General features: G+C 54.4%; 29 protein-coding genes. 15 read left to right on the forward strand and 14 right to left on the reverse strand.

Annotated elements, in window-relative coordinates:
* Positions 1 to 81: 81 nt before the first annotated feature.
* Positions 82 to 2,016, reverse strand: a complete 1,935-nt coding sequence (gene ftsH, locus DBY73_RS09390; RefSeq protein WP_112010892.1) for an ATP-dependent zinc metalloprotease FtsH — start codon at positions 2,014 to 2,016, stop codon at positions 82 to 84.
* Positions 2,017 to 2,115: 99 nt separating this feature from the next.
* The gene (gene rlmE, locus DBY73_RS09395; protein ID WP_112010893.1) at positions 2,116 to 2,745 is read right to left on the reverse strand and encodes a 23S rRNA (uridine(2552)-2'-O)-methyltransferase RlmE; all 630 of its coding nucleotides are present in this window, start codon (positions 2,743 to 2,745) and stop codon (positions 2,116 to 2,118) included.
* A 127-nt stretch (positions 2,746 to 2,872) separates the two neighbouring features.
* On the opposite strand from rlmE, the gene yhbY reads away from it, so the two are divergent.
* Positions 2,873 to 3,166, forward strand: a complete 294-nt coding sequence (gene yhbY, locus DBY73_RS09400; protein ID WP_003861814.1) for a ribosome assembly RNA-binding protein YhbY — start codon at positions 2,873 to 2,875, stop codon at positions 3,164 to 3,166.
* A gap of 152 nt (positions 3,167 to 3,318) precedes the next feature.
* Here yhbY and greA read toward each other — a convergent pair whose 3' ends face one another.
* Positions 3,319 to 3,795, reverse strand: a complete 477-nt coding sequence (gene greA / locus DBY73_RS09405) for a transcription elongation factor GreA (protein ID WP_112010894.1) — start codon at positions 3,793 to 3,795, stop codon at positions 3,319 to 3,321.
* A gap of 248 nt (positions 3,796 to 4,043) precedes the next feature.
* Between greA and dacB the strand changes: the two genes are divergently transcribed.
* From dacB to pmrB, 3 genes are read left to right on the forward strand one after another with little or no spacing between them, the layout of a single operon-like run.
* Positions 4,044 to 5,477: a serine-type D-Ala-D-Ala carboxypeptidase gene (gene dacB, locus DBY73_RS09410; RefSeq protein WP_112010895.1), complete on the forward strand. Its 1,434-nt coding sequence runs from the start codon at positions 4,044 to 4,046 to the stop codon at positions 5,475 to 5,477.
* 2 nt (positions 5,478 to 5,479) lie between these two features.
* On the forward strand, positions 5,480 to 6,142 hold the full coding sequence (gene pmrA, locus DBY73_RS09415) for a two-component system response regulator PmrA (RefSeq protein WP_112010896.1): 663 nt from the start codon (positions 5,480 to 5,482) through the stop codon (positions 6,140 to 6,142).
* Positions 6,139 to 7,182 carry a two-component system sensor histidine kinase PmrB gene (gene pmrB, locus DBY73_RS09420; protein ID WP_112010897.1) on the forward strand — a complete coding sequence of 348 codons (1,044 nt, stop codon included), beginning with the start codon at positions 6,139 to 6,141 and terminating at the stop codon, positions 7,180 to 7,182. The genes pmrA and pmrB overlap by 4 nt, the downstream gene beginning before the upstream one ends.
* A 39-nt stretch (positions 7,183 to 7,221) precedes the next feature.
* On the opposite strand, the gene cgtA is transcribed toward pmrB, so the two are convergent.
* The 4 genes from cgtA to rplU all read right to left on the reverse strand — a co-directional run bounded on the left by cgtA (position 7,222) and on the right by rplU (position 10,060).
* Positions 7,222 to 8,394 (reverse strand): Obg family GTPase CgtA, encoded by a 1,173-nt coding sequence (gene cgtA / locus DBY73_RS09425; protein ID WP_112010898.1) that lies wholly within the window; start codon positions 8,392 to 8,394, stop codon positions 7,222 to 7,224.
* 16 nt (positions 8,395 to 8,410) lie between these two features.
* Positions 8,411 to 9,376 carry a DMT family transporter gene (locus DBY73_RS09430; RefSeq protein ID WP_112010899.1) on the reverse strand — a complete coding sequence of 322 codons (966 nt, stop codon included), beginning with the start codon at positions 9,374 to 9,376 and terminating at the stop codon, positions 8,411 to 8,413.
* Positions 9,377 to 9,471: 95 nt separating this feature from the next.
* Positions 9,472 to 9,729, reverse strand: coding sequence for a 50S ribosomal protein L27 (gene rpmA, locus DBY73_RS09435; RefSeq protein ID WP_004385076.1), 258 nt, complete (start codon positions 9,727 to 9,729; stop codon positions 9,472 to 9,474).
* A 19-nt stretch (positions 9,730 to 9,748) separates the two neighbouring features.
* Positions 9,749 to 10,060 carry a 50S ribosomal protein L21 gene (gene rplU, locus DBY73_RS09440; RefSeq protein WP_010436026.1) on the reverse strand — a complete coding sequence of 104 codons (312 nt, stop codon included), beginning with the start codon at positions 10,058 to 10,060 and terminating at the stop codon, positions 9,749 to 9,751.
* 256 nt (positions 10,061 to 10,316) lie between these two features.
* Between rplU and ispB the strand changes: the two genes are divergently transcribed.
* The gene (gene ispB, locus DBY73_RS09445; protein ID WP_112010900.1) at positions 10,317 to 11,288 is read left to right on the forward strand and encodes an octaprenyl diphosphate synthase; all 972 of its coding nucleotides are present in this window, start codon (positions 10,317 to 10,319) and stop codon (positions 11,286 to 11,288) included.
* A gap of 229 nt (positions 11,289 to 11,517) precedes the next feature.
* Positions 11,518 to 11,805 (forward strand): DNA-binding transcriptional regulator SfsB, encoded by a 288-nt coding sequence (gene sfsB, locus DBY73_RS09450; protein ID WP_112010901.1) that lies wholly within the window; start codon positions 11,518 to 11,520, stop codon positions 11,803 to 11,805.
* Between the two features lie 61 nt (positions 11,806 to 11,866).
* Here the strand turns inward: sfsB and murA are convergent, their stop codons facing one another.
* From murA to mlaF, 7 genes are all read right to left on the reverse strand, one after another.
* On the reverse strand, positions 11,867 to 13,126 hold the full coding sequence (gene murA / locus DBY73_RS09455) for a UDP-N-acetylglucosamine 1-carboxyvinyltransferase (protein ID WP_112010902.1): 1,260 nt from the start codon (positions 13,124 to 13,126) through the stop codon (positions 11,867 to 11,869).
* Between the two features lie 49 nt (positions 13,127 to 13,175).
* Entirely contained in the window at positions 13,176 to 13,430 is a 255-nt protein-coding gene (gene ibaG / locus DBY73_RS09460; RefSeq protein ID WP_042322109.1) for a BolA family iron metabolism protein IbaG, read from the reverse strand.
* A gap of 126 nt (positions 13,431 to 13,556) precedes the next feature.
* Positions 13,557 to 13,850: a lipid asymmetry maintenance protein MlaB gene (gene mlaB / locus DBY73_RS09465; protein ID WP_112010903.1), complete on the reverse strand. Its 294-nt coding sequence runs from the start codon at positions 13,848 to 13,850 to the stop codon at positions 13,557 to 13,559.
* Complete coding sequence (mlaC, locus tag DBY73_RS09470; protein ID WP_112010904.1) at positions 13,850 to 14,485, reverse strand: phospholipid-binding protein MlaC; 636 nt, start codon at positions 14,483 to 14,485, stop codon at positions 13,850 to 13,852. The genes mlaB and mlaC overlap by 1 nt, the downstream gene beginning before the upstream one ends.
* An 18-nt stretch (positions 14,486 to 14,503) precedes the next feature.
* Entirely contained in the window at positions 14,504 to 15,052 is a 549-nt protein-coding gene (gene mlaD, locus DBY73_RS09475) for an outer membrane lipid asymmetry maintenance protein MlaD (protein ID WP_112010905.1), read from the reverse strand.
* A 4-nt stretch (positions 15,053 to 15,056) separates the two neighbouring features.
* Positions 15,057 to 15,839, reverse strand: a complete 783-nt coding sequence (gene mlaE / locus DBY73_RS09480; protein WP_112010906.1) for a lipid asymmetry maintenance ABC transporter permease subunit MlaE — start codon at positions 15,837 to 15,839, stop codon at positions 15,057 to 15,059.
* A 7-nt stretch (positions 15,840 to 15,846) separates the two neighbouring features.
* Positions 15,847 to 16,659, reverse strand: coding sequence for a phospholipid ABC transporter ATP-binding protein MlaF (mlaF, locus tag DBY73_RS09485; RefSeq protein ID WP_112010907.1), 813 nt, complete (start codon positions 16,657 to 16,659; stop codon positions 15,847 to 15,849).
* 225 nt (positions 16,660 to 16,884) lie between these two features.
* On the opposite strand from mlaF, the gene DBY73_RS09490 reads away from it, so the two are divergent.
* The 9 genes from DBY73_RS09490 (at position 16,885) to ptsN (ending at position 23,629) form a co-directional block, all read left to right on the forward strand.
* Entirely contained in the window at positions 16,885 to 17,862 is a 978-nt protein-coding gene (locus DBY73_RS09490; protein ID WP_112010908.1) for a calcium/sodium antiporter, read from the forward strand.
* A gap of 13 nt (positions 17,863 to 17,875) precedes the next feature.
* A complete protein-coding gene (gene kdsD / locus DBY73_RS09495) occupies positions 17,876 to 18,862 on the forward strand; it encodes an arabinose-5-phosphate isomerase KdsD (RefSeq protein ID WP_112010909.1) in 987 nt (328 codons plus the stop codon).
* Positions 18,863 to 18,876: 14 nt separating this feature from the next.
* Complete coding sequence (gene kdsC / locus DBY73_RS09500) at positions 18,877 to 19,443, forward strand: 3-deoxy-manno-octulosonate-8-phosphatase KdsC (protein ID WP_112010910.1); 567 nt, start codon at positions 18,877 to 18,879, stop codon at positions 19,441 to 19,443.
* Positions 19,440 to 20,015, forward strand: coding sequence for an LPS export ABC transporter periplasmic protein LptC (gene lptC / locus DBY73_RS09505; protein WP_112010911.1), 576 nt, complete (start codon positions 19,440 to 19,442; stop codon positions 20,013 to 20,015). Before kdsC ends, lptC begins: the two co-directional genes overlap by 4 nt.
* The gene (gene lptA / locus DBY73_RS09510; protein WP_112010912.1) at positions 19,984 to 20,532 is read left to right on the forward strand and encodes a lipopolysaccharide ABC transporter substrate-binding protein LptA; all 549 of its coding nucleotides are present in this window, start codon (positions 19,984 to 19,986) and stop codon (positions 20,530 to 20,532) included. The genes lptC and lptA overlap by 32 nt, the downstream gene beginning before the upstream one ends.
* A gap of 6 nt (positions 20,533 to 20,538) precedes the next feature.
* A complete protein-coding gene (gene lptB, locus DBY73_RS09515; RefSeq protein ID WP_003861862.1) occupies positions 20,539 to 21,264 on the forward strand; it encodes an LPS export ABC transporter ATP-binding protein in 726 nt (241 codons plus the stop codon).
* 47 nt (positions 21,265 to 21,311) lie between these two features.
* Positions 21,312 to 22,745, forward strand: coding sequence for an RNA polymerase factor sigma-54 (gene rpoN, locus DBY73_RS09520; RefSeq protein WP_112010913.1), 1,434 nt, complete (start codon positions 21,312 to 21,314; stop codon positions 22,743 to 22,745).
* A 22-nt stretch (positions 22,746 to 22,767) separates the two neighbouring features.
* Positions 22,768 to 23,055: a ribosome hibernation promoting factor gene (hpf, locus tag DBY73_RS09525; protein ID WP_112010914.1), complete on the forward strand. Its 288-nt coding sequence runs from the start codon at positions 22,768 to 22,770 to the stop codon at positions 23,053 to 23,055.
* A gap of 82 nt (positions 23,056 to 23,137) precedes the next feature.
* Positions 23,138 to 23,629 carry a PTS IIA-like nitrogen regulatory protein PtsN gene (gene ptsN, locus DBY73_RS09530; RefSeq protein WP_112010915.1) on the forward strand — a complete coding sequence of 164 codons (492 nt, stop codon included), beginning with the start codon at positions 23,138 to 23,140 and terminating at the stop codon, positions 23,627 to 23,629.
* Positions 23,630 to 23,669: the final 40 nt, after the last annotated feature.

Consider the following 23,669-nt stretch of genomic DNA (forward strand, 5'->3'; position numbering starts at 1 on the left):
TGATATGGTTTTACAGAAATGAAAAACCCCGGAGCAAGCTCCAGGGTTTGAGGTACAGACAAACGTTTCAACAGCAGTGGCTTACTTATCGCCCAACTGTTCTGACATGGTGTTGCCCGGGTTTGGCGTACGCGGTTCATCAACCGGACGCGGCGCACGCGGGGTGCCATTATTGTCAGAATTGTTGGAAGCGCCTGGATCTTCCCAGCCTGCTGGCGGACGCACTTCGCGGCGAGCCATCAGGTCGTCAATCTGCGGTGCATCGATGGTCTCATACTTCATGAGCGCATCTTTCATCGAATGCAGAATGTCCATATTGTCGTTCAGGATCTGACGTGCACGAGCGTAGTTACGTTCGATAAGCGCTTTCACTTCCTGGTCGATGATACGTGCAGTCTCATCGGACATATGTTTCGCCTTCGCCACAGAGCGGCCCAGGAATACTTCGCCCTCTTCCTCTGCGTACAGCAGCGGACCGAGTTTGTCGGAGAAGCCCCACTGGGTCACCATGTTACGCGCCAGGTTAGTCGCCACTTTAATATCGTTGGACGCACCGGTCGAAACGTGTTCTACACCGTAGATAATCTCTTCTGCCAGACGACCGCCGTAGAGGGTTGAAATCTGGCTTTCCAGCTTCTGACGGCTGGCGCTGATTGCATCGCCTTCAGGCAGGAAGAACGTTACGCCCAGCGCACGACCGCGCGGGATAATCGTCACTTTATGCACCGGATCGTGTTCCGGCACCAGACGACCAATAATCGCGTGACCGGCTTCGTGATATGCCGTGGACTCTTTCTGCGCTTCCGTCATCACCATGGAGCGACGTTCCGCACCCATCATGATTTTGTCTTTTGCTTTCTCGAACTCAACCATGGACACGACGCGCTTGTTGCCGCGAGCAGCAAACAGCGCCGCTTCGTTAACCAGGTTAGCCAGGTCAGCACCAGAGAAGCCCGGCGTACCGCGCGCAATGATCGCTGCATCGATGTCCGGAGACAGCGGTACGCGACGCATATGGACTTTCAGAATCTGTTCACGACCGCGAACATCCGGCAGACCAACCACAACCTGACGGTCGAAACGGCCTGGACGCAGCAGCGCAGGGTCAAGTACGTCAGGACGGTTAGTCGCCGCGATAACGATAATACCTTCGTTACCTTCGAAGCCATCCATTTCAACCAGCATCTGGTTCAGCGTTTGTTCACGCTCATCGTGACCACCGCCCAGGCCTGCGCCACGCTGGCGGCCTACGGCGTCAATTTCATCGATGAAGATAATGCACGGCGCTGCCTTTTTGGCCTGTTCGAACATGTCACGCACACGAGATGCACCGACACCCACGAACATTTCAACGAAGTCAGAACCTGAAATAGTAAAGAATGGCACCTTCGCTTCACCCGCGATGGCTTTCGCCAGCAGGGTTTTACCGGTCCCCGGAGGGCCAACCATCAGCACGCCTTTCGGGATTTTACCGCCCAGCTTCTGGAAACGGCTCGGCTCACGCAAGTATTCAACCAGTTCGGCAACCTCTTCTTTCGCTTCGTCACAGCCTGCGACGTCAGCAAACGTGGTTTTGATCTGGTCTTCCGTCAGCATGCGCGCCTTGCTCTTACCGAACGACATGGCACCTTTGCCACCGCCGCCCTGCATCTGGCGCATAAAGAAGATCCAGACGCCGATCAGCAGCAGCATCGGGAACCAGGAAATGAAGATTGAAGCCAGCAGGCTTGGTTCTTCTGGCGGCTCACCGACCACTTTGACGTTTTTGGTCAGAAGGTTATCAAGCAGCTTAGGATCGTTCACCGGAATATAGGTCGTGTAACGGTTACTATCTTTCTTGGTAACGTTGATCTCACGTCCGTTGATACGCGCTTCGCGAACCTGGTCCTGGTTGACCTCTTGCAGGAAGGTAGAATAATCCACCTTGCGGCCATTCGACTCGCTGGGCCCAAAGCTCTGGAATACTGACATCAGCACAACGGCAATGACCAGCCAGAGTATTAGGTTTTTCGCCATGTCACTCAAGGGATTAACCTCATATTACAACTGTGTTAAAAACAGCGTCAGGATACTCTATATCCAGTTTCATTCAAACTTTCGTTTGAAATCTGCCGGTTATGGTTTACGCCCGGTCGCTACAATATACACTTCACGAGAACGAGCCCGGGAAGAGTCCGGCTTACGAACTTTGACCTTCGTAAACAGGGAGCGAATTTCCTTTAGATACTCCTCGAAACCTTCGCCCTGGAACACCTTCACTACAAAACTACCACCTGGCGCCAGTACATCTCGACACATTTCTAACGCCAATTCCACCAGATACATGGCGCGGGGGATATCCACCGCCGGTGTTCCGCACATATTTGGCGCCATATCGGACATGACAACCTGAACTTTATTGTCACCCACGCGATCGAGTAACGCTTTCAGCACTAATTCATCACGAAAATCGCCCTGAAGGAAATCAACGCCAACGATAGGATCCATTGGTAAAAGATCGCATGCGATGATGCGCCCCGCTCCGCCAATTTGTGTCACTGCGTATTGGGACCATCCTCCGGGTGCTGCACCGAGATCGACTACCGTCATCCCCGGTTTAAAAAGTTTGTCACTTTGCTGTATTTCATCAAGTTTAAACCAGGCGCGGGAACGTAACCCCTTTTTCTGCGCCTGCTGAACATATTTATCGCTAAAGTGTTCCTGAAGCCAGCGGCTGGAGCTGGCAGAACGCTTTTTACCTGTCATTTAACATTTCCGTCCTGGTTCATCGTTGCTTGCCTGTGACGTAAATTTCTACGCAGCTATTTGGCGATATAAGGGAGATGGCGGTAGAATGAACCGTTTTCAATCCCAACGTAAGCAAAAATATACGATGAATCTGAGTACTAAACAAAAACAGCACCTTAAAGGTCTGGCACATCCGCTCAAGCCTGTAGTCATGCTTGGCAACAATGGTTTGACCGAAGGGGTGCTCGCCGAGATTGAACAAGCGCTGGAGCACCACGAGCTGATCAAGGTGAAAATCGCCTCTGAAGACAGAGACACTAAAAACCTGATCGTGGAAGCCATCGTGCGTGAAACCGGTGCCTGTAACGTACAGGTCATCGGTAAAACGCTGGTGCTCTATCGCCCATCTAAAGAGCGTAAAATCTCGCTACCTCGCTAAGGATATCCTGAATTAAACACGTTTTCTGTGTAAAACGAGGGGTTTTTCTTTAGCAGGGGAGCAAAATGCCATGCTCCTTGAGTTGATAAAAGGCCGCTACGCGGCCTTTTTCTTTTCTTTACAATGTATCAACATCTTAGCAGAGAGGCGAATTACAGGTACTCAACCTTGATAATTTCGTACTCTACTTCGCCGCCTGGCGTGCGAATCACCACAACGTCGTCCTGTTCTTTACCGATCAGGCCACGCGCAATCGGGGAATTCACCGAGATCAGGTTTTGCTTAAAGTCGGCCTCATCGTCGCCCACAATGCGGTAAGTCTGCTCTTCGTCATTGTCTAAATTCAGCACGGTGACGGTAGAACCGAAGATCACGCGACCATTGTTTGGCATCTTAGTGATATCGATAACCTGCGCATTGGACAGTTTCGCTTCGATATCTTTAATTCGTCCTTCGCAGAAACCCTGCTGCTCGCGCGCGGCGTGGTATTCAGCGTTCTCTTTCAGGTCGCCATGCTCGCGCGCATCCGCGATAGCGGCGATGATTTCAGGGCGACGTACGGATTTCAGAAAATCCAGCTCTTCGCGCAGTTTTTCGGCACCACGTAAGGTCATCGGAATAGCTTGCATTTGTTATACCTCTTGAACATTCCTGTTGGGAGCAGCATCACCTGCTCCGGCCCCTGTTCCCACGTACATCGAACCATGAGCGGGCCAGAAGCAAAAAGAAAACCGACCCGGGAGCAAAGCCCCAGGTCAGCAGCAATTTTTCAATTTGATACGCATTTTACCGCGAAGTTCACTATGGGTCATCGTTTACTTTGCAGTGCCATGCACCGTAGTATGACGGTTTGTTTTCGGGTTGTTAGCGCGAGACTATGCGATTTTCCAGATTTATCATCGGATTGACTACCAGTATCACGTTCAGCGTTCAGGCCGCGAATGTTGATGAGTATATAAATCAGCTGCCCGCTGGCGCGAACCTCGCACTCATGGTGCAGAAGGTTGGCGCACAGACTCCGGAGATTGACTATCACAGTCAACAGATGGCCCTGCCTGCCAGTACTCAGAAGGTCATCACTGCGCTCGCCGCCCTGTTACAGCTCGGGCCCGACTTCCGTTTTACCACCACCCTTGAGACCAAAGGCAGCGTCGACGGCGGTGAACTGAAAGGCGACCTTATCGCCCGGTTTGGCGGCGATCCAACCTTTAAGCGCCAGGATATCCGCAACATGGTGGCGGTGCTAAAAAAATCTGGCGTACAGAGGATCGATGGCAACGTGCTGATCGACACCTCCATTTTCGCCAGCCATGATAAAGCCCCCGGTTGGCCCTGGAACGACATGACGCAGTGCTTTAGCGCACCGCCAGCTGCGGCTATTGTTGACCGCAACTGTTTCTCCGTTTCGCTGTACAGCGCACCGAAACCGAATGACCTGGCGTTTATTCGCGTGGCCTCCTATTACCCCGTCACGATGTTTAGCCAGGTACGTACGCTGGCAAAAGGCTCGCCGGACGCTCAGTACTGCGAGCTGGACGTCGTACCGGGCGATCTTAACCGCTACACGCTCACGGGCTGCCTGACGCAGCGCGCCGATCCGCTGCCGCTGGCCTTCGCCATTCAGGACGGTGCGGGCTATGCCGGAGCCATTCTGAAAGATGAGCTGAAGCAGGTGGGAATTACCTACTCCGGCTCGCTGCTGCGCCAGACGCAGGTTAATGAACCGGGCACGGTGATCGCGACTAAGCAGTCAGCGCCCCTGCACGATCTCCTTAGGATTATGCTGAAAAAATCGGACAATATGATTGCCGATACGGTGTTTCGCATGGTTGGACACGCGCGCTTCGGCGTGCAGGGAACGTGGCGCGCAGGATCGGATGCCGTTCGCCAGATCCTGCGTCAGCAGGCAGGGATCGATCTTGGCAATACGATTGCCGTCGATGGTTCCGGGCTGTCTCGCCATAATTTAATCTCTCCCGCCACCATGATGCAGGTGCTTCAGTACATTGCTCAGCACGACACTGAACTAAACTTTATTTCGATGCTGCCGCTTGCCGGACATGACGGTTCCCTTCAGTACCGCGCCGGGCTTCACGCCGCGGGTGTTGATGGCAAAGTCTCCGCGAAGACCGGCTCGCTGCAGGGCGTATATAACCTTGCAGGCTTTATCACCACGGCCAGCGGTCAACGCATGGCATTCGTACAGTATCTTTCCGGCTATGCGGTCGAACCGGCCGACCAGCGTAATCGTCGTATTCCGCTGGTACGTTTCGAAAGCAGGCTTTACAAGGACATCTACCAGAATAACTAGCGATGAAACTGCTTATCGTCGAAGACGACCTGTTATTGCAGGAAGGGCTAGCGCTGGCGCTAGCCAATGAAGGATATGCACTCGACTGTGCCGCCACGGCGGCAGAGGCGGATTCGCTCATCCAAAGCGGCGAGTACAGCCTGGTGATCCTTGATTTAGGCCTGCCGGATAAAGACGGCGCCACGCAGCTCAGCCAGTGGCGTCGGCGCGGCGTCGAAAATCCGGTGCTGATCCTCACGGCGCGCGATGCCATAGAAGATCGAATTAACGGCCTCGACTCCGGCGCGGACGACTACCTGGTGAAGCCGTTCGCCCTTGCGGAGCTTCAGGCACGCGTCCGCGCGCTGATCCGCCGATATCAGGGCCATAGCGATAACCTGGTCACTGACGGCGATATTACGTTGAATCTGCAAACCCAGCAGGTGCTACGCCAGTCCCAGCCTGTTGAAGTCACGCCAAAAGAGTTCGCCCTGCTCACGCGCCTCATCATGCGCAGCGGGCAAACGGTGCACCGTGAAACCCTACAGCAGGACATCTACTCCTGGCAGGACGATCCGGGCTCAAACACGCTTGAAGTGCATATCCATAACCTGCGCCGCAAGCTCGGTAAAGACAGAATTAAAACCGTGCGCGGCGTGGGCTATCGACTGGAGAGCCAAAAATGAACAGCATGCGTCGGCGATTGATGGTTTTGCTGGCGGTCATTCTGCTTTTTTTCCAGCTGATAAGCGTGATCTGGCTATGGCATGAAAGCCGAGAGCAAATTGGTTTTCTGGTGAACGAAACGCTGTCGGCTAAAGCGCGCAATAACCACGTAGAGAAAGAGATCCGCGAAGCCATCGCCTCGCTGCTGGTCCCTTCTCTGGTGATGGTTGGCTTTACGCTTCTCTTTTCGTTCTGGGCGGTGAGCTGGATTATCCGTCCGCTTAACAAGCTGCGCGCCAGCCTGGCGAACCGCTCGGCTGATAACCTGACGCCCCTTCCCATGTACTCCGATATGGAAGAGATTGGTGCGGTTACCGCGTCCCTCAACCAGCTTCTCGCACGGCTGGACCATACTATCCAACAGGAACGCCTTTTCACGGCGGATGCCGCCCACGAGCTGCGCACGCCCCTGGCAGGCATTAAGCTCCATCTGGAGCTCATGGCTCAGTCAGGAGTGAGTCAGGCCGCCCCGTTGATTAACCGCATCGATCAGCTCATGCACACCGTTGAGCAGCTGCTGATGCTTGCCCGCGCCGGGCAGGCGATGGCCAGCGGGTATTACGATACCGTCAACTGGAGCGACGACATCATTGCGCCGCTAGGCCTCGGGCATGAAGGCAAAGAACACACGGTGATTTGGCCGGGGAAAGTTCCGCTGACGGTTCAGGGAGACCCCGTACTGCTGCGGCTGATGCTGAGGAATCTTCTCGAGAATGCCGCCCGCTACAGTCCTGCCGGTACGACCATTGAGGTGAAGCTCGCTGAGCAGGAACAGGGTACGCTGGTGAGCGTCATCGATCAGGGACCGGGTATTGATGAAGCGCATCGACAGTCTATTACCGAACCGTTCCGCCGGCTCGATCAGCGCTACGGCGGCAGCGGCCTGGGACTGAGTATTGTTCAACGCATCGTACAGATCCATCGCGGCCGCTTAACGCTGGAGAACGGTGCTGACGGAGGCTTAATCGCCAGCTGCTGGTTACCTTCGACGCTGGAATAAAAAAAGCCCCTCAAGGAGGGGCTTTTTTACACGAAGTGATTAATGCTTGTAGATGAACTCGACGCCTTCTTCGTCGTCTTCATCCCAATCATCATCCCAGTCGTCTTCTTCTTCCGCTTCCAGCTCTTCGAGCTGCTGGCGGTGGTAGTCATCCCACATAAATTCGACTTTTTCTGGCTGTTTCGCCTCTTCTGCCTGAACGATTGGGTTCTCAATGATGAAGGTCATCACGTCCCAGCAGAGATCTTTCACGCCAACCTGGCTGGCTGCGGAAATCAGGTAGTATTTATCTTCCCAACCCATCGCTTCAGCAATCGCTTTGGCTTTCGCTTCAGCTTCCGCTTTATCCATCAGGTCAATCTTATTGAAGACCAGCCAGCGAGGTTTGTTCGCCAGTTTTTCGCTGTATTTTTCCAGCTCACCGATGATGATGCGCGCGTTTTCAACCGGATCGGAACCGTCGATAGGATCGATATCGATGAGGTGCAGCAGCACGCGACAGCGCTCAAGGTGTTTCAGGAAGCGAATACCCAGACCGGCACCTTCCGCTGCGCCTTCAATCAGCCCCGGAATGTCGGCAACCACGAAGCTCTTCTCGTTATCCATACGAACAACGCCCAGGCTCGGCACCAGCGTGGTAAACGGATAGTCCGCCACTTTTGGTTTCGCCGCAGAAACCGCGCGAATAAAGGTCGATTTACCGGCATTTGGCATACCCAGCATACCCACGTCAGCCAGCAGCATCAGCTCCAGCTGCAGGTCACGCTTATCGCCCGGCGTACCCATCGTTTTCTGACGCGGCGTACGGTTCACGGAAGATTTAAAACGGCTGTTGCCCAGACCGTGCCAACCGCCTTTTGCCACCATCAGGCGCTGACCGTGTTTGGTCATATCGCCCATGGTTTCGCCCGTACCCTGGTCAATTACGCGCGTACCGACCGGCACCTTAATGGTCACATCTTTACCGCGCTTGCCGGTACAGTCACGGCTCTGACCGTTCTGGCCACGTTCTGCACGGAAAGATTTTTCGAAGCGGTAGTCGATCAGCGTGTTGAGGTTTTCATCCGCCTCAAGCCACACGTCGCCGCCATCTCCGCCGTCGCCGCCGTCAGGGCCACCACGTGGAATATATTTTTCACGGCGGAAGCTGACACAACCGTTACCGCCATCACCTGCCACGACCAGAATCGTCGCTTCATCAACAAACTTCATTTTACTTCTCCGTAAATCATTCGCCTGAGCGGGGGATCGTTACAACCGCTTCATTTTTGCGCCAGCGCCCCCAGAGACGATGACCAATGGCGGAATACATCGCGCCCGCAACCACGACAAACGCACCGAGATAGCCCAACAGGTTGAGCATCGGTCTGACGAAAACATCGGGCCAGGCCATTGAAAGCAAATCTGAAAATAACAGCGTAAACAGCGGAGTCAGCGTGATTAATGCGCTCACCTGCGCTGCCTGCCAGCGCGCCATTGCTTCGGCCAGCGCGCCATAGCCGACCAGCGTGTTTACGCCACAAAAAATGAGGCACGCCAGCTGCCAGTCGCTGAGCTGGGTAATCACACCCGGCTTCGCTAACGGCAATAATGCTATCGTACACAAAGTGTACAGCAAAAAGAGGATCTGCTGTGAGGCCAGACGACGCAATAACACCTTTTGCGCGACGCCATAGCTCACCCAGACCGTTGCTGCACCCACCCCGAAAATTACACCCCAGGTGTAATCCGTCAGGCGGGTAAAAATCTCAACCAGGCTGGTGTTGAAAAACATCACCAGGCCGCAGAGCAGCATGCTCGCCCCGATAATCTGCGTTCCACGCATCTTCTCCTTGAGGATAAAGACGCTGGCAACCATCATGCCGACTGGAGAAAGCTGACCAATCACCTGAGACGCCGTAGGGCTAAGATACTGCAGGGAAGAGCTGAACAGAATGAAGTTGCCAAACAGACCGCCCGTCGCGATAGCTAACAAAACCAGCCAGCGCGGTTTACGAAAGAGACGTAGCGGCGGCAGCTTGCCTTTAACGGCGAGAATCGCCCCCAGACCGATGGTTGCCATCAGAAAGCGATAAAACACCACCGTAGGAGGCTCCATCACTTCCAGTACCTGCTTCATTGCAATTGGCAGAGCACCCCAGCACATTGCGGTGGTGAGCGCCAAAAGAATACCAATGCCGGCCTGCTGCTTCATGCCCGATTTCCCTACAGAAAATTTTCCGGGTTTCCAATGTAAAAAGCCCCGCAACGTGTTGCGGGGCTTTAATCCGTTACCGGACCGAGAAAACCTTACTCAGCAACGATGCTGATGTATTTACGGTTGTTCGGGCCTTTAACTTCAAATTTCACTTTACCGTCTGCTTTAGCAAACAGAGTGTGGTCACGACCGCAACCTACGTTGTTACCAGCGTGGAATTTGGTACCACGTTGACGAACGATGATGCTACCCGCCAGTACGGATTCGCCACCAAAACGCTTAACGCCAAGGCGTTTAGCTTCTGAATCGCGACCGTTACGAGTGGAGCCGCCAGCCTTTTTATGTGCCATTTAAATCTCTCCTCAGGTCTTAGGCGCTGATGCCAGTAATTTTCACATCAGTGAACCACTGACGGTGGCCCTGCTGCTTACGGTAGTGTTTACGACGACGAAACTTAACGATTTTAACTTTCTCGCCACGACCATGAGCAACAACTTCAGCTTTGATAACGCCGCCATCAACGAAAGGAACGCCGATTTTGACTTCTTCACCGTTTGCGATCATCAGAACTTCTGCGAACTCAACAGATTCGCCAGTTGCGATGTCCAGCTTTTCCAGGCGAATGGTCTGACCTTCGCTTACTCGGTGTTGTTTACCACCACTTTGGAAAACCGCGTACATATAAACTCCGCTTCCGCGCACATCCTCGTATGAATCAGAGTGCGCTATAAATATTCACAATAGGGCGCGAATATTACGCAAAACGCGAGCCTTTGACAAGTGCTACCATCAATACATGAAGAAAAAAAACACAACACGTACGGTAACGTTTATCTGCGCCATTTTTTCAGTACAATCATCACTACTATTGATAAACCGAAACCCTCAGTTACCCATGTGATGTGGGATAAACAGGATAAAAAGCCCGGCTTTTGCGATGAATCTAGAAAAAATCAACGAGTTAACCGCGCAAGATATGGCGGGTGTAAATGCAGCAATCCTGGAGCAACTCAACTCTGACGTTCAATTGATCAATCAGTTGGGCTATTACATCGTTAGCGGCGGCGGTAAACGCATTCGCCCGATGATTGCCATTCTGGCTGCGCGGGCGGTTGGCTATCAGGGCAATGCGCATGTGACCATCGCCGCATTGATCGAATTTATCCACACGGCGACGCTTCTCCACGATGACGTTGTGGACGAATCCGATATGCGTCGCGGCAAAGCCACCGCGAACGCGGCGTTTGGCAACGCGGCCAGCGTCCTGGTGGGTGATTTTATTTATACCCGCGCCTTCCAGATGATGACCAGCCTCGGCTCGCTCAAAGTGCTGGAAGTGATGTCTGAGGCCGTCAACGTGATTGCTGAAGGTGAAGTCCTGCAGCTGATGAACGTTAACGATCCGGACATTACCGAAGAAAACTACATGCGCGTCATCTACAGCAAAACAGCGCGCCTGTTTGAGGCCGCCGCGCAGTGCTCAGGCATACTGGCAGGCTGCACCGAGGCGCAGGAAAAAGGCCTACAGGATTATGGCCGCTATCTGGGCACCGCGTTCCAGCTGATTGATGACTTACTGGATTACAGCGCGGATGGTGAAACGCTGGGCAAAAACGTCGGGGATGACCTTAACGAAGGTAAACCGACGCTGCCGCTGCTGCATGCCATGCGCCACGGCTCTGCCGATCAGGCCAAAATGATCCGTGAAGCGATTGAACAAGGAAACGGTCGACATCTTCTGGAACCAGTACTGGAAACAATGGCAATCTGTGGCTCGCTTGAATGGACGCGCCAGCGCGCTGAAGAAGAAGCCGATAAAGCTATTGCTGCTTTGCAGGTCATTCCAGACAGCCCATGGCGTGATGCGTTAATTGGCCTGGCCCACATCGCCGTTCAGCGCGATCGTTAATCCCTTTCCTCACTCCCCGCAGCCTTGCGGGGAGGCTCCAATAAGCTCCAATAAAATACATATACGCGTTAATTAACCGGCTTACAGGCCGCATGAATAAAGGCATGTCTTATTCTGAATATTGCTTTTAGTTACTCGAACTTTTTAGAGCGAACGGACTAAATCGGTATAGTAGTCCTGTCATTTCATCAGAGATGGCGTGGACGAATACGAACACAAGGACAGCTTTATGGATATGAAACTTATCGACTGGCATTCAGCTGATATCATCGCAGCATTGCGCAAAAAAGGGACATCGCTGGCCGCTGAATCACGCCGGAGCGGGCTGAGCTCTTCAACGCTGGCGAATGCGTTAACCAGGCCCTGGCCAAAAGGTGAGTTGATCATCGCGACGGCGCTAGAGACGCATCCATGGATCATTTGGCCATCGCGTTACCACGATCCCGTTACCCACGAATTTATCGACAGAACGCGCATGATGCGTCAGAAGAAAACAAAGAAAGCGCCCCAGAGCTGACGCGCTTATTTGACAGGAACAGCAATCCCCCGGCCATTTCAGGCAGGGGGCTGCGGAACGCTTACTCGCCCTTCACCCGCTCGATATTCGCACCCAGCGCGCGCAGCTTGTCTTCAATGCGCTCATAGCCGCGATCGATGTGGTAAATACGATCCACCAAAGTTGTCCCTTCCGCAATACAGCCCGCCAGCACCAGGCTTGCAGACGCACGCAGATCGGTCGCCATCACCTGCGCACCGGACAGTTTTTCAACGCCATGGCAAATGACCGTGTTGCTTTCAATCTCCGCATGCGCGCCCATACGGATCAGTTCAGGAACATGCATGAAACGGTTTTCGAAAATAGTTTCGGTAATGAAGCCCGTTCCTTCCGCCACCAGGTTTAACAGGGTGAACTGAGCCTGCATGTCCGTCGGGAATGCCGGGTGAGGTGCCGTACGCACGTTGACCGCTTTAGGACGGTTGCCGTGCATGTCCAGGCTGATCCAGTCTTCACCGATTTTAATATCGGCACCCGCATCACGCAGCTTCGCCAGCACGGCGTCCAGCGTATCTGGCTGCGCGTTGCGGCAGGTGATTTTCCCGCCGGAAATCGCGGCGGCCACCAGGAAGGTGCCGGTTTCGATACGGTCAGGCAGCACGCGGTACACGCCGCCGCCCAGGCGCTCTACGCCCTCAATGGTGATGCGATCGGTGCCCTGACCTGAGATTTTCGCGCCCAGCGCCACGAGGAAGTTCGCGGTATCCACAATTTCCGGCTCGCGCGCGGCGTTTTCGATGATGGTGGTGCCTTCCGCCAGCGTTGCCGCAGACATAATGGTCACGGTCGCGCCCACGCTCACTTTGTCCATGACGATGTGCGCGCCTTTCAGACGACCGTTCACGGAGGCCTTAACGTAACCTTCTTCCAGCTTGATCTCTGCGCCGAGCTTCTCTAAGCCAAAGATGTGCAGATCGACCGGACGCGCGCCAATCGCGCAGCCGCCCGGCAGGGAAACCTGACCCTGACCAAAGCGCGCCACCAGCGGGCCAAGCGCCCAGATGGACGCACGCATGGTTTTTACCAGGTCATAAGGTGCGGAGAAATTATTTACCTTGCTGGCATCGATCCAGACGGAACCATTGCGCTCAACTTTAGTACCCAGCTGAGTCAGCAGCTTCATGGTGGTGTCGATATCTTTAAGCTTCGGTACGTTCTGGATCTCTACCGGCTCTTCGGCAAGCAGCGCAGCAAAAAGGATTGGCAGCGCGGCGTTTTTTGCGCCAGAAATAGTGACTTCGCCCTGGAGACGCGTGGGTCCCTGTACACGAAATTTGTCCATCTGATTACTCTCTTATAATTCAACCGTGCCGTGGGCGTTAGCCCCCGGCTCAAAAACCGTTTAGTTTGCGATCGCGTGCCCACTCTTGCGGGGTGAACGCTTTAATCGACAGGGCGTGGATGCGGTTGTCCGCAATGTATTCCATCAGCGGCGCGTAAACAGCCTGCTGTTTCTTCACACGACTCATTCCGTCGAAGATCTCACCCACAGCAATAACCTGGAAGTGACTGCCATCGCCAGAGACGTGGGCTTCCTGAAGGGAGAGTGCATTCATCAGCACTGTCTGGATTTCATTATTTTCCATGGGTTCTACATCATCTGATTGTGAAAACAAGCTCAACATCTTAGAGCAAAGTGGCGTCGTCTTAAACAAGCAAAAAGCCCCGACGCGAAAACAGTCGGGGCTTTAAGAAGTAACGTACTGAAAAAGTTAGCGCGGCAAAATGTCCTGCGGCAAATTGTAGAGCTGTGCAAGGGTCACGACGTTGTCGCTTGCGCCTAAAAGCGTTACGCGCATACCCTGCGTTTTACCTACGTCGACCAGGTGTGCCAGCAGCGCAATACCTGCCGTATCCACCCGCGTGATGCCGTTCAGATCAATCACGCTGACGCCCTGCATCGCTTCGTGGCGTTTATCCCACAGAGGGTTCAGCAGGTCCTGATCGAGCTCGCCAGAGAGCTTCAGGGCATCCCCCTCGCGTGACCAGCTAAGCTGCTGAGTCATTACTTTTTCTCGTCCAGGGAAATTTTCTGGCGAGAGATAGACTGCAGCTGCGCGGTCAGGCCATCAATGCCTTTAGTCCGCAGCAGATCGCTCCACTCATTTTGCTTGGTGGTGATCATGCTCACGCCTTCTGCGATCATGTCGTACGCCTGCCAGTTACCGGTCTGGCTGTTCTTACGCCACTGGAAGTCCAGGCGAACCGGTGGACGGCCGTTTGGATCGATAATGGTGACGCGAATCGGCACGATAGTGGCGTCGCCCAGCGGCTGCTCAGGGGCAATCTGGTAAGTCTGACCGTGGTACATCGCCAGCGCCTGACCGTAAGCCTGCTTCAGGTATTCACGAAACGCGGCGAAGTAAGCCTCACGCTGCGCCGGGGTGGCGTCTTTGTAGTAGCGGCCCAGCACCAGCGCGCCGGCATATTTAATCTGCACGTATGGCAGCAGTTCCTGATCGACCACATCGCGCAGATAATCAGGGTTAGCGCGAATTTGAGTCTGTTCGTTTTTAAGGCGGTCAAAGGTTTTCTTCGCCGCCTCATTCATCAGCTTATACGGGTTGCTCTGATCCGCAGCGTGCGCCGCAGTGAGAGGGGCAATGACCAACATGGCAACCATTAACAGTCGTTTAAACATGAATCACTTCTCCTGAAATTAATTCGTCGCGCCCGGGGCCGGTGCGGCGTTGCTATGATCTTCACTCTGCGCCGGGGCATCGTCAGATTTTTTATCATCACCTTTACTGTTGTAAAGGAACTGACCAATCATATCCTCCAGCACCATGGCGGATTTCGTATCCTGAATCACGCTACCGTCTTTAAGGATAGTCGTTCCCAGCTCTGGATCTTCAAAACCGACGTTAAGGGCCAGATATTGTTCCCCTAGCAAGCCCGACGTGCGGATAGAGAGCGAACTGGTATCAGGGATATGGTTATAGCGCTCCTCAATGTCCATCGCCACGCGCGGCAGATAGGTTTTCTCATCCAGGGTAATATCGGCTACGCGCCCGATGACCACGCCGCCAATACGCAAGGGCGAGCGCGCCTTCAGGCCGCCGATATTGTCGAAGGTCGCATAAACGCGATAGGTAGGCTCAGTGCGGACAGAGGTGATATCCGCCGCTCTCAGGCAGATAAACAGCGCTGCCAGCAGTGCCAGAAGCAGAAACACGCCGACCCAAATTTCATTTTTTCTCGTTTGCATGAACTCAATTCCCAAACATCAGTGCGGTGAGCACAAAATCCAGGCCCAGTACGGCCAGCGACGAATGAACGACAGTACGCGTAGTTGCGCGGCTAATGCCTGCCGACGTAGGGATCGCATCGTAACCATTGAACAGTGCGATCCAGGTAACCGTGATGGCAAATACCACGCTTTTAATCAGGCAGTTAATCAGGTCCATCCGCAGGTCGATAGCGTCCTGCATGGCGGACCAGAAGAACCCGGCATCAATACCTTTCCAGTGAACGCCCACCAGCGAGCCGCCCCAGATACCGACGGCCACAAAGAGGATCGTCAGCAGCGGCAGCGAGATAACTCCGGCCCAGAAGCGCGGTGAGATCACGCGTCGCAGCGGGTCGACGGCCATCATCTCCATGCTGGAAAGCTGCTCGGTCGCACGCATCAGGCCAATTTCCGCCGTTAACGCCGACCCTGCCCGCCCGGCAAACAGCAGCGCGGCGACCACCGGCCCCAGCTCGCGCAGGAGAGAGAGCGACACCAGCATGCCGAGGCTGGTCTCAGCGCTGTAGGTCGTCAGGACAAGGTAGCCCTGCAGCCCCAGCACCATACCAATGAATAGCCCCGAAACGATGATAATCACCATCGACAGCACGCCGACGTTATAGAGCTGACGCACCAGCAAAGGCGCATGCTTGCGGAATTCCGGTTTACCGACCAGCGCGTTGAACAACATCAATCCGGCTCGCCCGAACGTCCTGATGGTTTTTATGCCACGGTGTCCAAGAGCGGCCAACGCATTTAACAGCATGAGTGGCTTAACTCCCTATTCCCAGTAAATCGTCGCGATAGTCGCCGGAAGGATAGCGGAACGGTACGGGACCATCCGCAATGCCGTCCAGGAACTGCCGCACGCGCGGATCGCCATTTTCCTGCAGCGCCTGAGCGCTCCCGTGCGCGACGATCTTTTTATCTGCCACAATGTAGGCGTAATCTGCGATGCTCAACACTTCCGGCACATCGTGAGAGACCACGACGCACGTCACGCCAAGCGCGCTGTTTAGCTCAGAAATTAACTTGACCAGAACGCCCATGGTGATCGGGTCTTGTCCGACGAACGGTTCGTCAAACATGATTAAATCCGGCTCTAACGCGATTGCACGCGCCAGCGCCGCGCGGCGGGCCATACCGCCAGAAAGCTCAGACGGCATCAGCTTTGCCGCGCCCCGCAGGCCAACCGCTTCGAGCTTCATCATCACCGTGCTTTTCAGCAGCGCCGGCGGCAAGCGGGTATGCTCGCGCAGCGGATAAGCCACGTTGTCAAAGACGTTCATATCGGTGAACAGCGCCCCGGACTGAAAAAGCATACTCATGCGTTTGCGCACAGTATACAGGCGCGAGCGGGACATCTTCGGCACGTCTTCACCGTCGAAGAGAATTTCGCCGCTATCGGGGGGAATTTGACCACCAATAAGGCGTAGCAGCGTTGTTTTACCGATCCCTGATGGCCCCATGATGGCAGTGATCTTGCCACGGGGAACGGTCAACGAAATATCATCAAATATCAATCGGTTGCCGCGAGAAAAGCTGACACCACGGACATCGACCAAATTCGCCGTCGTTTGGCTCATTTATGGTTCCTTTCTTACCAGGTACACGTTAAGCATGGCGCTTAATTCAGCCCTAAACCCGATATTTTTACAGAATAATCACTATCGAGGTTAGCGAAAGCTGGCATTTGTTTTACTTTTCCGGCGCATAAAGTCAAAATTAGGAATTCGTTACGTTCAGACTGTATGCAGCGCCACACATTCAGCGTGGTGGACCGGCGAGTATACCTGAAGAAAGGACTTTTGATGCTTTTAGCGACAGCACTGTTAATAATCGGTTTACTTTTAGTGGTCTACAGTGCTGACCGTTTAGTATTTGCTGCATCCATATTGTGCCGCCTGATCGGTATGCCGCCCATGATTATTGGCATGACGGTCGTCAGCGTGGGAACCTCTCTTCCCGAAATCATTGTGTCAGTGTCGGCTTCGCTTCATGGCCAGGTCGATCTCGCTATTGGTACCGGGCTCGGCTCTAACATCGTCAATATTCTGCTCATTTTAGGCCTGGCGGCGCTGCTGCATCCATTTCGCGTACATTCTGATGTTCTGCGCCGAGAATTGCCGCTAATGTTGATCGTAAGCCTGCTGGCGGGCTGCGTATTGTATGATGGCGTGCTTAGCGTTGGGGATGGCATTTTCCTGCTGGCGCTGGCCGTGGTTTGGCTGTTTTACAGCGTTAAGATAGCGAGCCTGGCTGAAAAACAGGGCAGCGATAGCCTCACGCGCGAACATGTGGCGGAGCTCCCGCGAGAAGGAACATTGCCCGTTGCCCTGCTCTGGCTCGGCGTCGCGCTAATTATTATGCCGATGGCAACGCGAATGGTGGTGGATAACGCCACGGTGCTGGCGAACTACTTCGCGATGAGCGAGCTGACGATTGGCCTGACGGTTATCGCCATCGGCACTAGCCTGCCGGAGCTTGCTACCGCCATCGCGGGCGCGCGCAAGGGCGAAGACGATATCGCCATTGGCACCATTATCGGCTCCAACATTTTCAACATTGCCATCGTGACGGGCCTCCCTGCCCTGATATCGCCAGGCGCGTTTAATCCGCTGGCTTTCTCACGCGACTACGGGGTGATGCTGCTGGTCAGCGTGATTTTCGCCCTGCTCTGCTGGCGGCGTAAAAGACAGATCGGCAAAGGCGCGGGCGCGCTGCTGACGGGTGGTTTTATCGTATGGATGGCGATGCTCTACTGGCTTTCGCCTCTTCTCTCTGGGTAAACGGAAACGCATTATGTCGCAAATAGAATTGCAGCCGGGTTTTGACTTTCAGAAAGCGGGAAAAAACGTTCTGGAGATTGAACGTGAAGGTCTGGCGCAGTTAGATCAGTATATTAATCAGGATTTCAGCCTGGCCTGTGAGAAGATATTCCACTGTGCGGGTAAAGTCGTGGTGATGGGGATGGGGAAATCCGGCCACATTGGACGCAAAATGGCGGCCACCTTCGCCAGCACGGGGACTTCGTCGTTTTTCGTTCACCCTGGTGAAGCCGCGCACGGCGATCTGGGAATGGTGACGCCTCAGGATGTGGTTATTGCCCTGTCAAACTCCGGCGAGTCCAACGAAATACTGGCGCTGATCCCAGTCCTGAAGCGGCTGCATGTTCCGCTGATTTGCATGACCAGCCGCCCGGAAAGCAGCATGGCGCGCGCGGCGGATATCCATCTTTGCGTCAAAGTGCCGAAGGAAGCCTGTCCGCTGGGCCTGGCTCCTACCTCCAGTACCACCGCCGCGCTGGTCATGGGCGACGCGCTCGCCGTCGCGCTGCTGGAGGCCCGTGGCTTCACTCCCGAAGATTTCGCGCTTTCCCATCCCGGCGGCGCGCTTGGGCGCAAGCTGCTGCTGCGGGTTAACGATATTATGCACACGGGCGATGAGATCCCTCACGTCAGCAAAGAGGCCTCCCTGCGCGATGCGCTGCTGGAGATCACCCGTAAAAATCTGGGCATGACGGTAATCTGCGACGACCTGATGAAAATCCAGGGCATTTTCACCGATGGCGATCTGCGCCGCGTGTTCGATATGGGCGTTGACGTGCGTACGCTAGGCATCGCCGACGTGATGACTTCCGGCGGCATTCGCGTCCGCCCGGGTACGCTGGCCGTGGACGTACTGAACCTGATGCAGTCCCGACATATCACCTCAGTGATGGTTGCCGATGGCGACCAACTGCTGGGTGTGGTACATATGCATGATCTGCTGCGCGCTGGCGTAGTGTAATGAAGGATAAGACAATGAGTAATGCGGGTGCATCCCTTGCAACCTGTTATGGTCCGGTCAGCGCGAGCATGATGGCAAAGGCGGAAAACATCCGTCTCTTGATCCTTGATGTGGATGGCGTGCTCTCCGATGGCCTGATTTATATGGGCAACAACGGCGAAGAGCTTAAAGCCTTCAACGTGCGCGACGGCTACGGCATTCGCTGTGCGCTCACGTCCGGTATCGAAGTTGCCATCATCACCGGACGAAAAGCTAAACTGGTAGAAGACCGCTGCGAAACGCTGGGCATTACCCATCTGTATCAGGGGCAATCTGACAAGATGGTCGCCTTCAGGGATTTGCTGGCAAAACTGGCTATTGCCCCGGAAAACGTGGCCTACGTGGGGGACGACCTCATCGACTGGCCGGTCATGGCAGAAGTGGGGCTGAGTATCGCCGTTGCCGACGCGCATCCGCTGCTGATCCCGCGGGCTGACTATGTTACCCACATTAACGGCGGGCGCGGCGCCGTACGGGAAGTCTGCGATCTGCTGCTGCTGGCGCAGGGCAAGCTTGATGAGGCCAAAGGGCAATCGATATGAGTAAAACCAGACGTTGGGTTATCATTCTGCTAACGCTTGTCGCACTGATACTGATTGGCGTCAATCTCGCTGACCGTGACGATAGCCAGACGGAAGTCGTCAACACCAGCGAGCCTACGTATAAAAGCGATCATAGCGACACCGTGGTCTACAGCCCGGAAGGTGCGCTGAACTATCGCCTGATTGCACAGCACGTTGAATATTTCTCGGATGACAGCGTTTCATGGTTTACGCAACCGATCATGACCACCTTTGATACCGATAAAGTCCCGACGTGGTCGATTAAGGCTGACAAAGCAAAATTAACGAATGACCGTATGCTTTATCTGTATGGCCACGTTGAAGTCAACGCCCTGACCGCTGACGCACAACTGCGCAAAATCACGACGGATAACGCCCAGATTAACCTGGTGACTCAGGACGTGACGTCACAGGATCTGGTGACATTGTACGGCACTACATTTAATTCCAGCGGTATGAAAATGCGCGGGAACTTACGCAGCAAAAACGCCGAGCTGATTGAAAAGGTTAGAACCTCTTATGAAATTCAAAACAAACAAACTCAGCCTTAAAGTTGTTATTGCCAGCGCGCTGCTGGCGGCCAGCCTTCCCGCGCTTGCCGTGACGGGTGACACCGAACAGCCGATCCATATCGAATCCGACACGCAGTCGCTTGATATGCAGGGTAATGTCGTTACGTTCACCGGCAACGTTGTGATGACTCAGGGCACGATCAAAATCAACGCCGATAAAGTGGTGGTCACTCGCCCAGGCGGTGAACAGGGCAAAGAGATTATTGATGGCTACGGCAATCCGGCGACCTTCTACCAGATGCAGGATAACGGAAAGCCGGTCAAAGGCCGTGCCTCGCACATGCACTATGAGCTGGCGAAAGATCTCGTCATCCTGACCGGTAACGCCTATCTGGAACAGCTGGACAGCAATATTACCGGCGACAAGATCACCTACCTGGTGAAAGAGCAGAAAATGCAGGCCTCCAGCGAGAAAGGCAAACGCGTGACTACCGTGCTTGTTCCGTCTCAGCTGCAGGATAAAAGCCAGGCCCCGGCACAGAAGAAGAGTAACTAATTCGTTATGGCAACATTAACTGCTAAAAATCTCGCGAAGGCCTATAAGGGCCGCCGCGTCGTGGAAGATGTCAGTCTGACCGTGAATTCAGGCGAAATCGTCGGTCTGCTTGGCCCAAACGGTGCGGGTAAAACCACCACCTTTTACATGGTTGTGGGCATCGTGCCTCGCGATGCGGGCAATATCATCATCGATGATGAAGATATCAGCCTGCTGCCGCTGCACGCGCGCGCGCGTCGTGGCATAGGCTACCTGCCCCAGGAAGCGTCCATTTTCCGTCGCCTGAGCGTTTTCGATAACCTGATGGCCGTGCTCCAGATCCGTGACGATCTCACCAGCGAGCAGCGCACCGACCGCGCGAACGAGCTGATGGAAGAGTTCCACATCGAACACCTGCGCGACAGCCTCGGCCAGGCGCTCTCCGGCGGTGAACGCCGCCGCGTTGAGATTGCCCGCGCGCTGGCAGCCAACCCAAAATTCATTCTGCTGGATGAACCGTTTGCGGGCGTTGACCCGATTTCCGTCATCGATATCAAACGTATTATCGAGCATCTGCGCGACAGCGGGCTTGGCGTGCTGATCACCGACCACAACGTTCGCGAAACGCTGGCCGTTTGTGAACGTGCGTATATCGTGAGCCAGGGCCATTTGATTGCCCACGGTACGCCGCAGCAGATCCTTGAAGATGAGCATGTTAAGCGCGTCTACCTTGGGGAAGACTTCAGACTCTGATAGGGTAGAGGTAACGTAACGCCGGCGCGGAGAAAAATGCTCTGAATATGAAGCAAGGTTTGCAATTAAGGCTGAGCCAACAACTGGCGATGACGCCTCAGCTCCAGCAGGCAATCCGCCTGTTGCAGCTGTCCACGTTAGAACTCCAGCAGGAGCTCCAGCAGGCGCTGGACAGTAACCCGCTGCTGGAGCAAACCGATCTTCATGAAGAAGTAGACACTCAGCAAACGCAGGATACCGAAACGCTCGACACCGCTGACGCCCTTGAGCAAAAAGAGATGCCGGATGAGCTTCCTCTCGATGCCAGCTGGGATGAAATCTACACTGCGGGTACCCCTTCAGGCACGCGCGCTGACTATCAGGATGACGAGCTGCCCGTTTATCAGGGGGAAACCACCCAGTCGCTACAGGATTACCTGATGTGGCAGGTGGAGCTGACGCCTTTCTCCGATACCGATCGCGCCATTGCGACCTCGATTGTCGACGCCGTTGATGACACCGGGTATTTAACCGTCACGCTGGACGACATTCTCGAAAGCATCGGTAACGACGAGATCGAACTCGAAGAGGTGGAAGCCGTTTTAAAACGCATTCAGCGCTTTGACCCGGTGGGCGTGGCGGCGAAAGATCTGCGCGACTGCCTGCTGATCCAGCTCTCCCAGTTCGACAAGGGCGTGCCCTGGATTGACGAAGCCCGCCTGATCATCAGCGAACATCTCGATCTGCTGGCTAACCACGATTTCCGCTCGCTCATGCGCGTAACGCGCCTCAAAGAAGAGGTGCTGAAGGAAGCGGTAAACCTGATCCAGTCGCTCGATCCGCGTCCCGGGCAGTCGATCCAGACCAGCGAACCGGAATACGTGATTCCGGACGTGCTGGTGAGAAAGCATAACGACAGATGGATCGTTGAACTCAATTCCGACAGCCTTCCTCGCCTGCAAATCAATCAGCAGTACGCCTCCCTGTGCACCAGCGCGCGTAACGATTCCGATAATCAATACATTCGCAGTAATTTACAGGAAGCACGATGGCTGATTAAAAGCCTTGAAAGCCGAAACGATACGCTGCTGCGCGTCAGCCGCTGCATTGTTGAACAGCAGCAGGCCTTCTTTGAACAAGGCGAAGAGTTTATGAAACCGATGGTGCTGGCCGATATCGCCCAGGCCGTCGAGATGCATGAATCAACCATTTCTCGCGTGACCACGCAAAAGTATCTGCACAGTCCGCGCGGCATATTTGAGCTTAAGTATTTCTTCTCCAGCCACGTGAACACCGAGGGCGGCGGCGAAGCCTCGTCAACGGCAATTCGCGCGCTGGTGAAGAAGTTGATCGCCGCGGAAAACCCCGCGAAACCACTGAGCGACAGTAAGTTGACCACCCTGCTGTCCGACCAGGGTATTATGGTGGCACGACGTACCGTTGCGAAGTATCGAGAGTCTTTATCCATTCCGCCGTCAAACCAGCGTAAACAACTGGTGTGACACAACCGATAAGGAAGACACTATGCAGCTCAATATCACAGGACACAATGTCGAAATTACTGACGCCTTACGTGAGTTTTTGAACACGAAGTTCGCCAAGCTCGAGCAGTATTTCGAAAGGATCAATCAGGTCTATATTGTGTTGAAAGTGGAGAAAGTGACTCACATCTCGGATGCCACCCTGCACGTTAACGGGGGTGAACTTCATGCCAGTGCGGAAGGGCAAGACATGTACGCTGCTATCGACGGCTTGATTGACAAGCTTGCGCGACAGCTTAATAAACATAAAGATAAACTGAAACAACACTAATTGTCCGGGCAGTTAACGGGTGCAGGACGGCCTGTTGTGGAGCACAACGGGCCATTTGTACAGTTAGCGCTTAGGTGAAATTATGATGAACAACGATTCCGCTCTTCAACTGAGCAATGTCCTTAACCAGGAATGTACCCGCAGTGGCGTTCACTGCCAGAGCAAAAAACGTGCGCTGGAGATCATCAGTGAACTGGCCGCGAAACAGCTGGGCCTGCCGCCGCAGGTCGTGTTCGAAGCCATTCTGACCCGCGAAAAAATGGGCAGTACCGGCATCGGCAACGGCATTGCGATCCCCCACGGCAAACTGGAAGAAGACACCCTGCGTGCCGTCGGTGTTTTCGTGCAGCTCGAAACGCCAATCGCCTTCGACGCTATCGATAACCAGCCCGTCGATCTCCTCTTCGCGCTGCTGGTGCCCGCGGACCAGACGAAAACGCATCTGCATACCCTTTCGCTGGTCGCGAAACGTCTGGCGGATAAAACCATTTGTCGTCGGCTGCGCTCCGCGCAAAGTGATGAAGAGCTATATCAAATTATCACGGAATCAGAAGGCCGCCAGGAAGATGAGTAACCGGGAGATGACCTTCACATCTGTTGCCCTGAGGAGAAAC

Origin of the sequence: Enterobacter sp. RIT418, from assembly GCF_003057745.1 — a bacterium.
GTDB lineage: Bacteria > Pseudomonadota > Gammaproteobacteria > Enterobacterales > Enterobacteriaceae > Enterobacter.

What these genes read in the sequence shown, in the direction of transcription:
- sfsB (WP_112010901.1), top strand. Translation starts at nt 11,518, where the DNA reads ATGGATATGAAACTTATCGACTGGCATTCAGCTGATATCATCGCAGCA.
- pmrA (WP_112010896.1), top strand. Translation starts at nt 5,480, where the DNA reads ATGAAACTGCTTATCGTCGAAGACGACCTGTTATTGCAGGAAGGGCTA.
- ftsH (WP_112010892.1), bottom strand. Translation starts at nt 2,016, where the DNA reads ATGGCGAAAAACCTAATACTCTGGCTGGTCATTGCCGTTGTGCTGATG.
- mlaE (WP_112010906.1), bottom strand. Translation starts at nt 15,839, where the DNA reads ATGCTGTTAAATGCGTTGGCCGCTCTTGGACACCGTGGCATAAAAACC.
- yhbY (WP_003861814.1), top strand. Translation starts at nt 2,873, where the DNA reads ATGAATCTGAGTACTAAACAAAAACAGCACCTTAAAGGTCTGGCACAT.
- greA (WP_112010894.1), bottom strand. Translation starts at nt 3,795, where the DNA reads ATGCAAGCTATTCCGATGACCTTACGTGGTGCCGAAAAACTGCGCGAA.
- kdsD (WP_112010909.1), top strand. Translation starts at nt 17,876, where the DNA reads ATGTCGCAAATAGAATTGCAGCCGGGTTTTGACTTTCAGAAAGCGGGA.
- ibaG (WP_042322109.1), bottom strand. Translation starts at nt 13,430, where the DNA reads ATGGAAAATAATGAAATCCAGACAGTGCTGATGAATGCACTCTCCCTT.
- DBY73_RS09430 (WP_112010899.1), bottom strand. Translation starts at nt 9,376, where the DNA reads ATGAAGCAGCAGGCCGGCATTGGTATTCTTTTGGCGCTCACCACCGCA.
- mlaD (WP_112010905.1), bottom strand. Translation starts at nt 15,052, where the DNA reads ATGCAAACGAGAAAAAATGAAATTTGGGTCGGCGTGTTTCTGCTTCTG.
- lptC (WP_112010911.1), top strand. Translation starts at nt 19,440, where the DNA reads ATGAGTAAAACCAGACGTTGGGTTATCATTCTGCTAACGCTTGTCGCA.
- pmrB (WP_112010897.1), top strand. Translation starts at nt 6,139, where the DNA reads ATGAACAGCATGCGTCGGCGATTGATGGTTTTGCTGGCGGTCATTCTG.
- mlaC (WP_112010904.1), bottom strand. Translation starts at nt 14,485, where the DNA reads ATGTTTAAACGACTGTTAATGGTTGCCATGTTGGTCATTGCCCCTCTC.
- rlmE (WP_112010893.1), bottom strand. Translation starts at nt 2,745, where the DNA reads ATGACAGGTAAAAAGCGTTCTGCCAGCTCCAGCCGCTGGCTTCAGGAA.
- kdsC (WP_112010910.1), top strand. Translation starts at nt 18,877, where the DNA reads ATGAGTAATGCGGGTGCATCCCTTGCAACCTGTTATGGTCCGGTCAGC.
- ptsN (WP_112010915.1), top strand. Translation starts at nt 23,138, where the DNA reads ATGATGAACAACGATTCCGCTCTTCAACTGAGCAATGTCCTTAACCAG.
- murA (WP_112010902.1), bottom strand. Translation starts at nt 13,126, where the DNA reads ATGGACAAATTTCGTGTACAGGGACCCACGCGTCTCCAGGGCGAAGTC.
- hpf (WP_112010914.1), top strand. Translation starts at nt 22,768, where the DNA reads ATGCAGCTCAATATCACAGGACACAATGTCGAAATTACTGACGCCTTA.
- dacB (WP_112010895.1), top strand. Translation starts at nt 4,044, where the DNA reads ATGCGATTTTCCAGATTTATCATCGGATTGACTACCAGTATCACGTTC.
- lptA (WP_112010912.1), top strand. Translation starts at nt 19,984, where the DNA reads ATGAAATTCAAAACAAACAAACTCAGCCTTAAAGTTGTTATTGCCAGC.
- ispB (WP_112010900.1), top strand. Translation starts at nt 10,317, where the DNA reads ATGAATCTAGAAAAAATCAACGAGTTAACCGCGCAAGATATGGCGGGT.
- cgtA (WP_112010898.1), bottom strand. Translation starts at nt 8,394, where the DNA reads ATGAAGTTTGTTGATGAAGCGACGATTCTGGTCGTGGCAGGTGATGGC.
- mlaB (WP_112010903.1), bottom strand. Translation starts at nt 13,850, where the DNA reads ATGACTCAGCAGCTTAGCTGGTCACGCGAGGGGGATGCCCTGAAGCTC.
- DBY73_RS09490 (WP_112010908.1), top strand. Translation starts at nt 16,885, where the DNA reads ATGCTTTTAGCGACAGCACTGTTAATAATCGGTTTACTTTTAGTGGTC.
- mlaF (WP_112010907.1), bottom strand. Translation starts at nt 16,659, where the DNA reads ATGAGCCAAACGACGGCGAATTTGGTCGATGTCCGTGGTGTCAGCTTT.
- rplU (WP_010436026.1), bottom strand. Translation starts at nt 10,060, where the DNA reads ATGTACGCGGTTTTCCAAAGTGGTGGTAAACAACACCGAGTAAGCGAA.
- rpmA (WP_004385076.1), bottom strand. Translation starts at nt 9,729, where the DNA reads ATGGCACATAAAAAGGCTGGCGGCTCCACTCGTAACGGTCGCGATTCA.
- lptB (WP_003861862.1), top strand. Translation starts at nt 20,539, where the DNA reads ATGGCAACATTAACTGCTAAAAATCTCGCGAAGGCCTATAAGGGCCGC.
- rpoN (WP_112010913.1), top strand. Translation starts at nt 21,312, where the DNA reads ATGAAGCAAGGTTTGCAATTAAGGCTGAGCCAACAACTGGCGATGACG.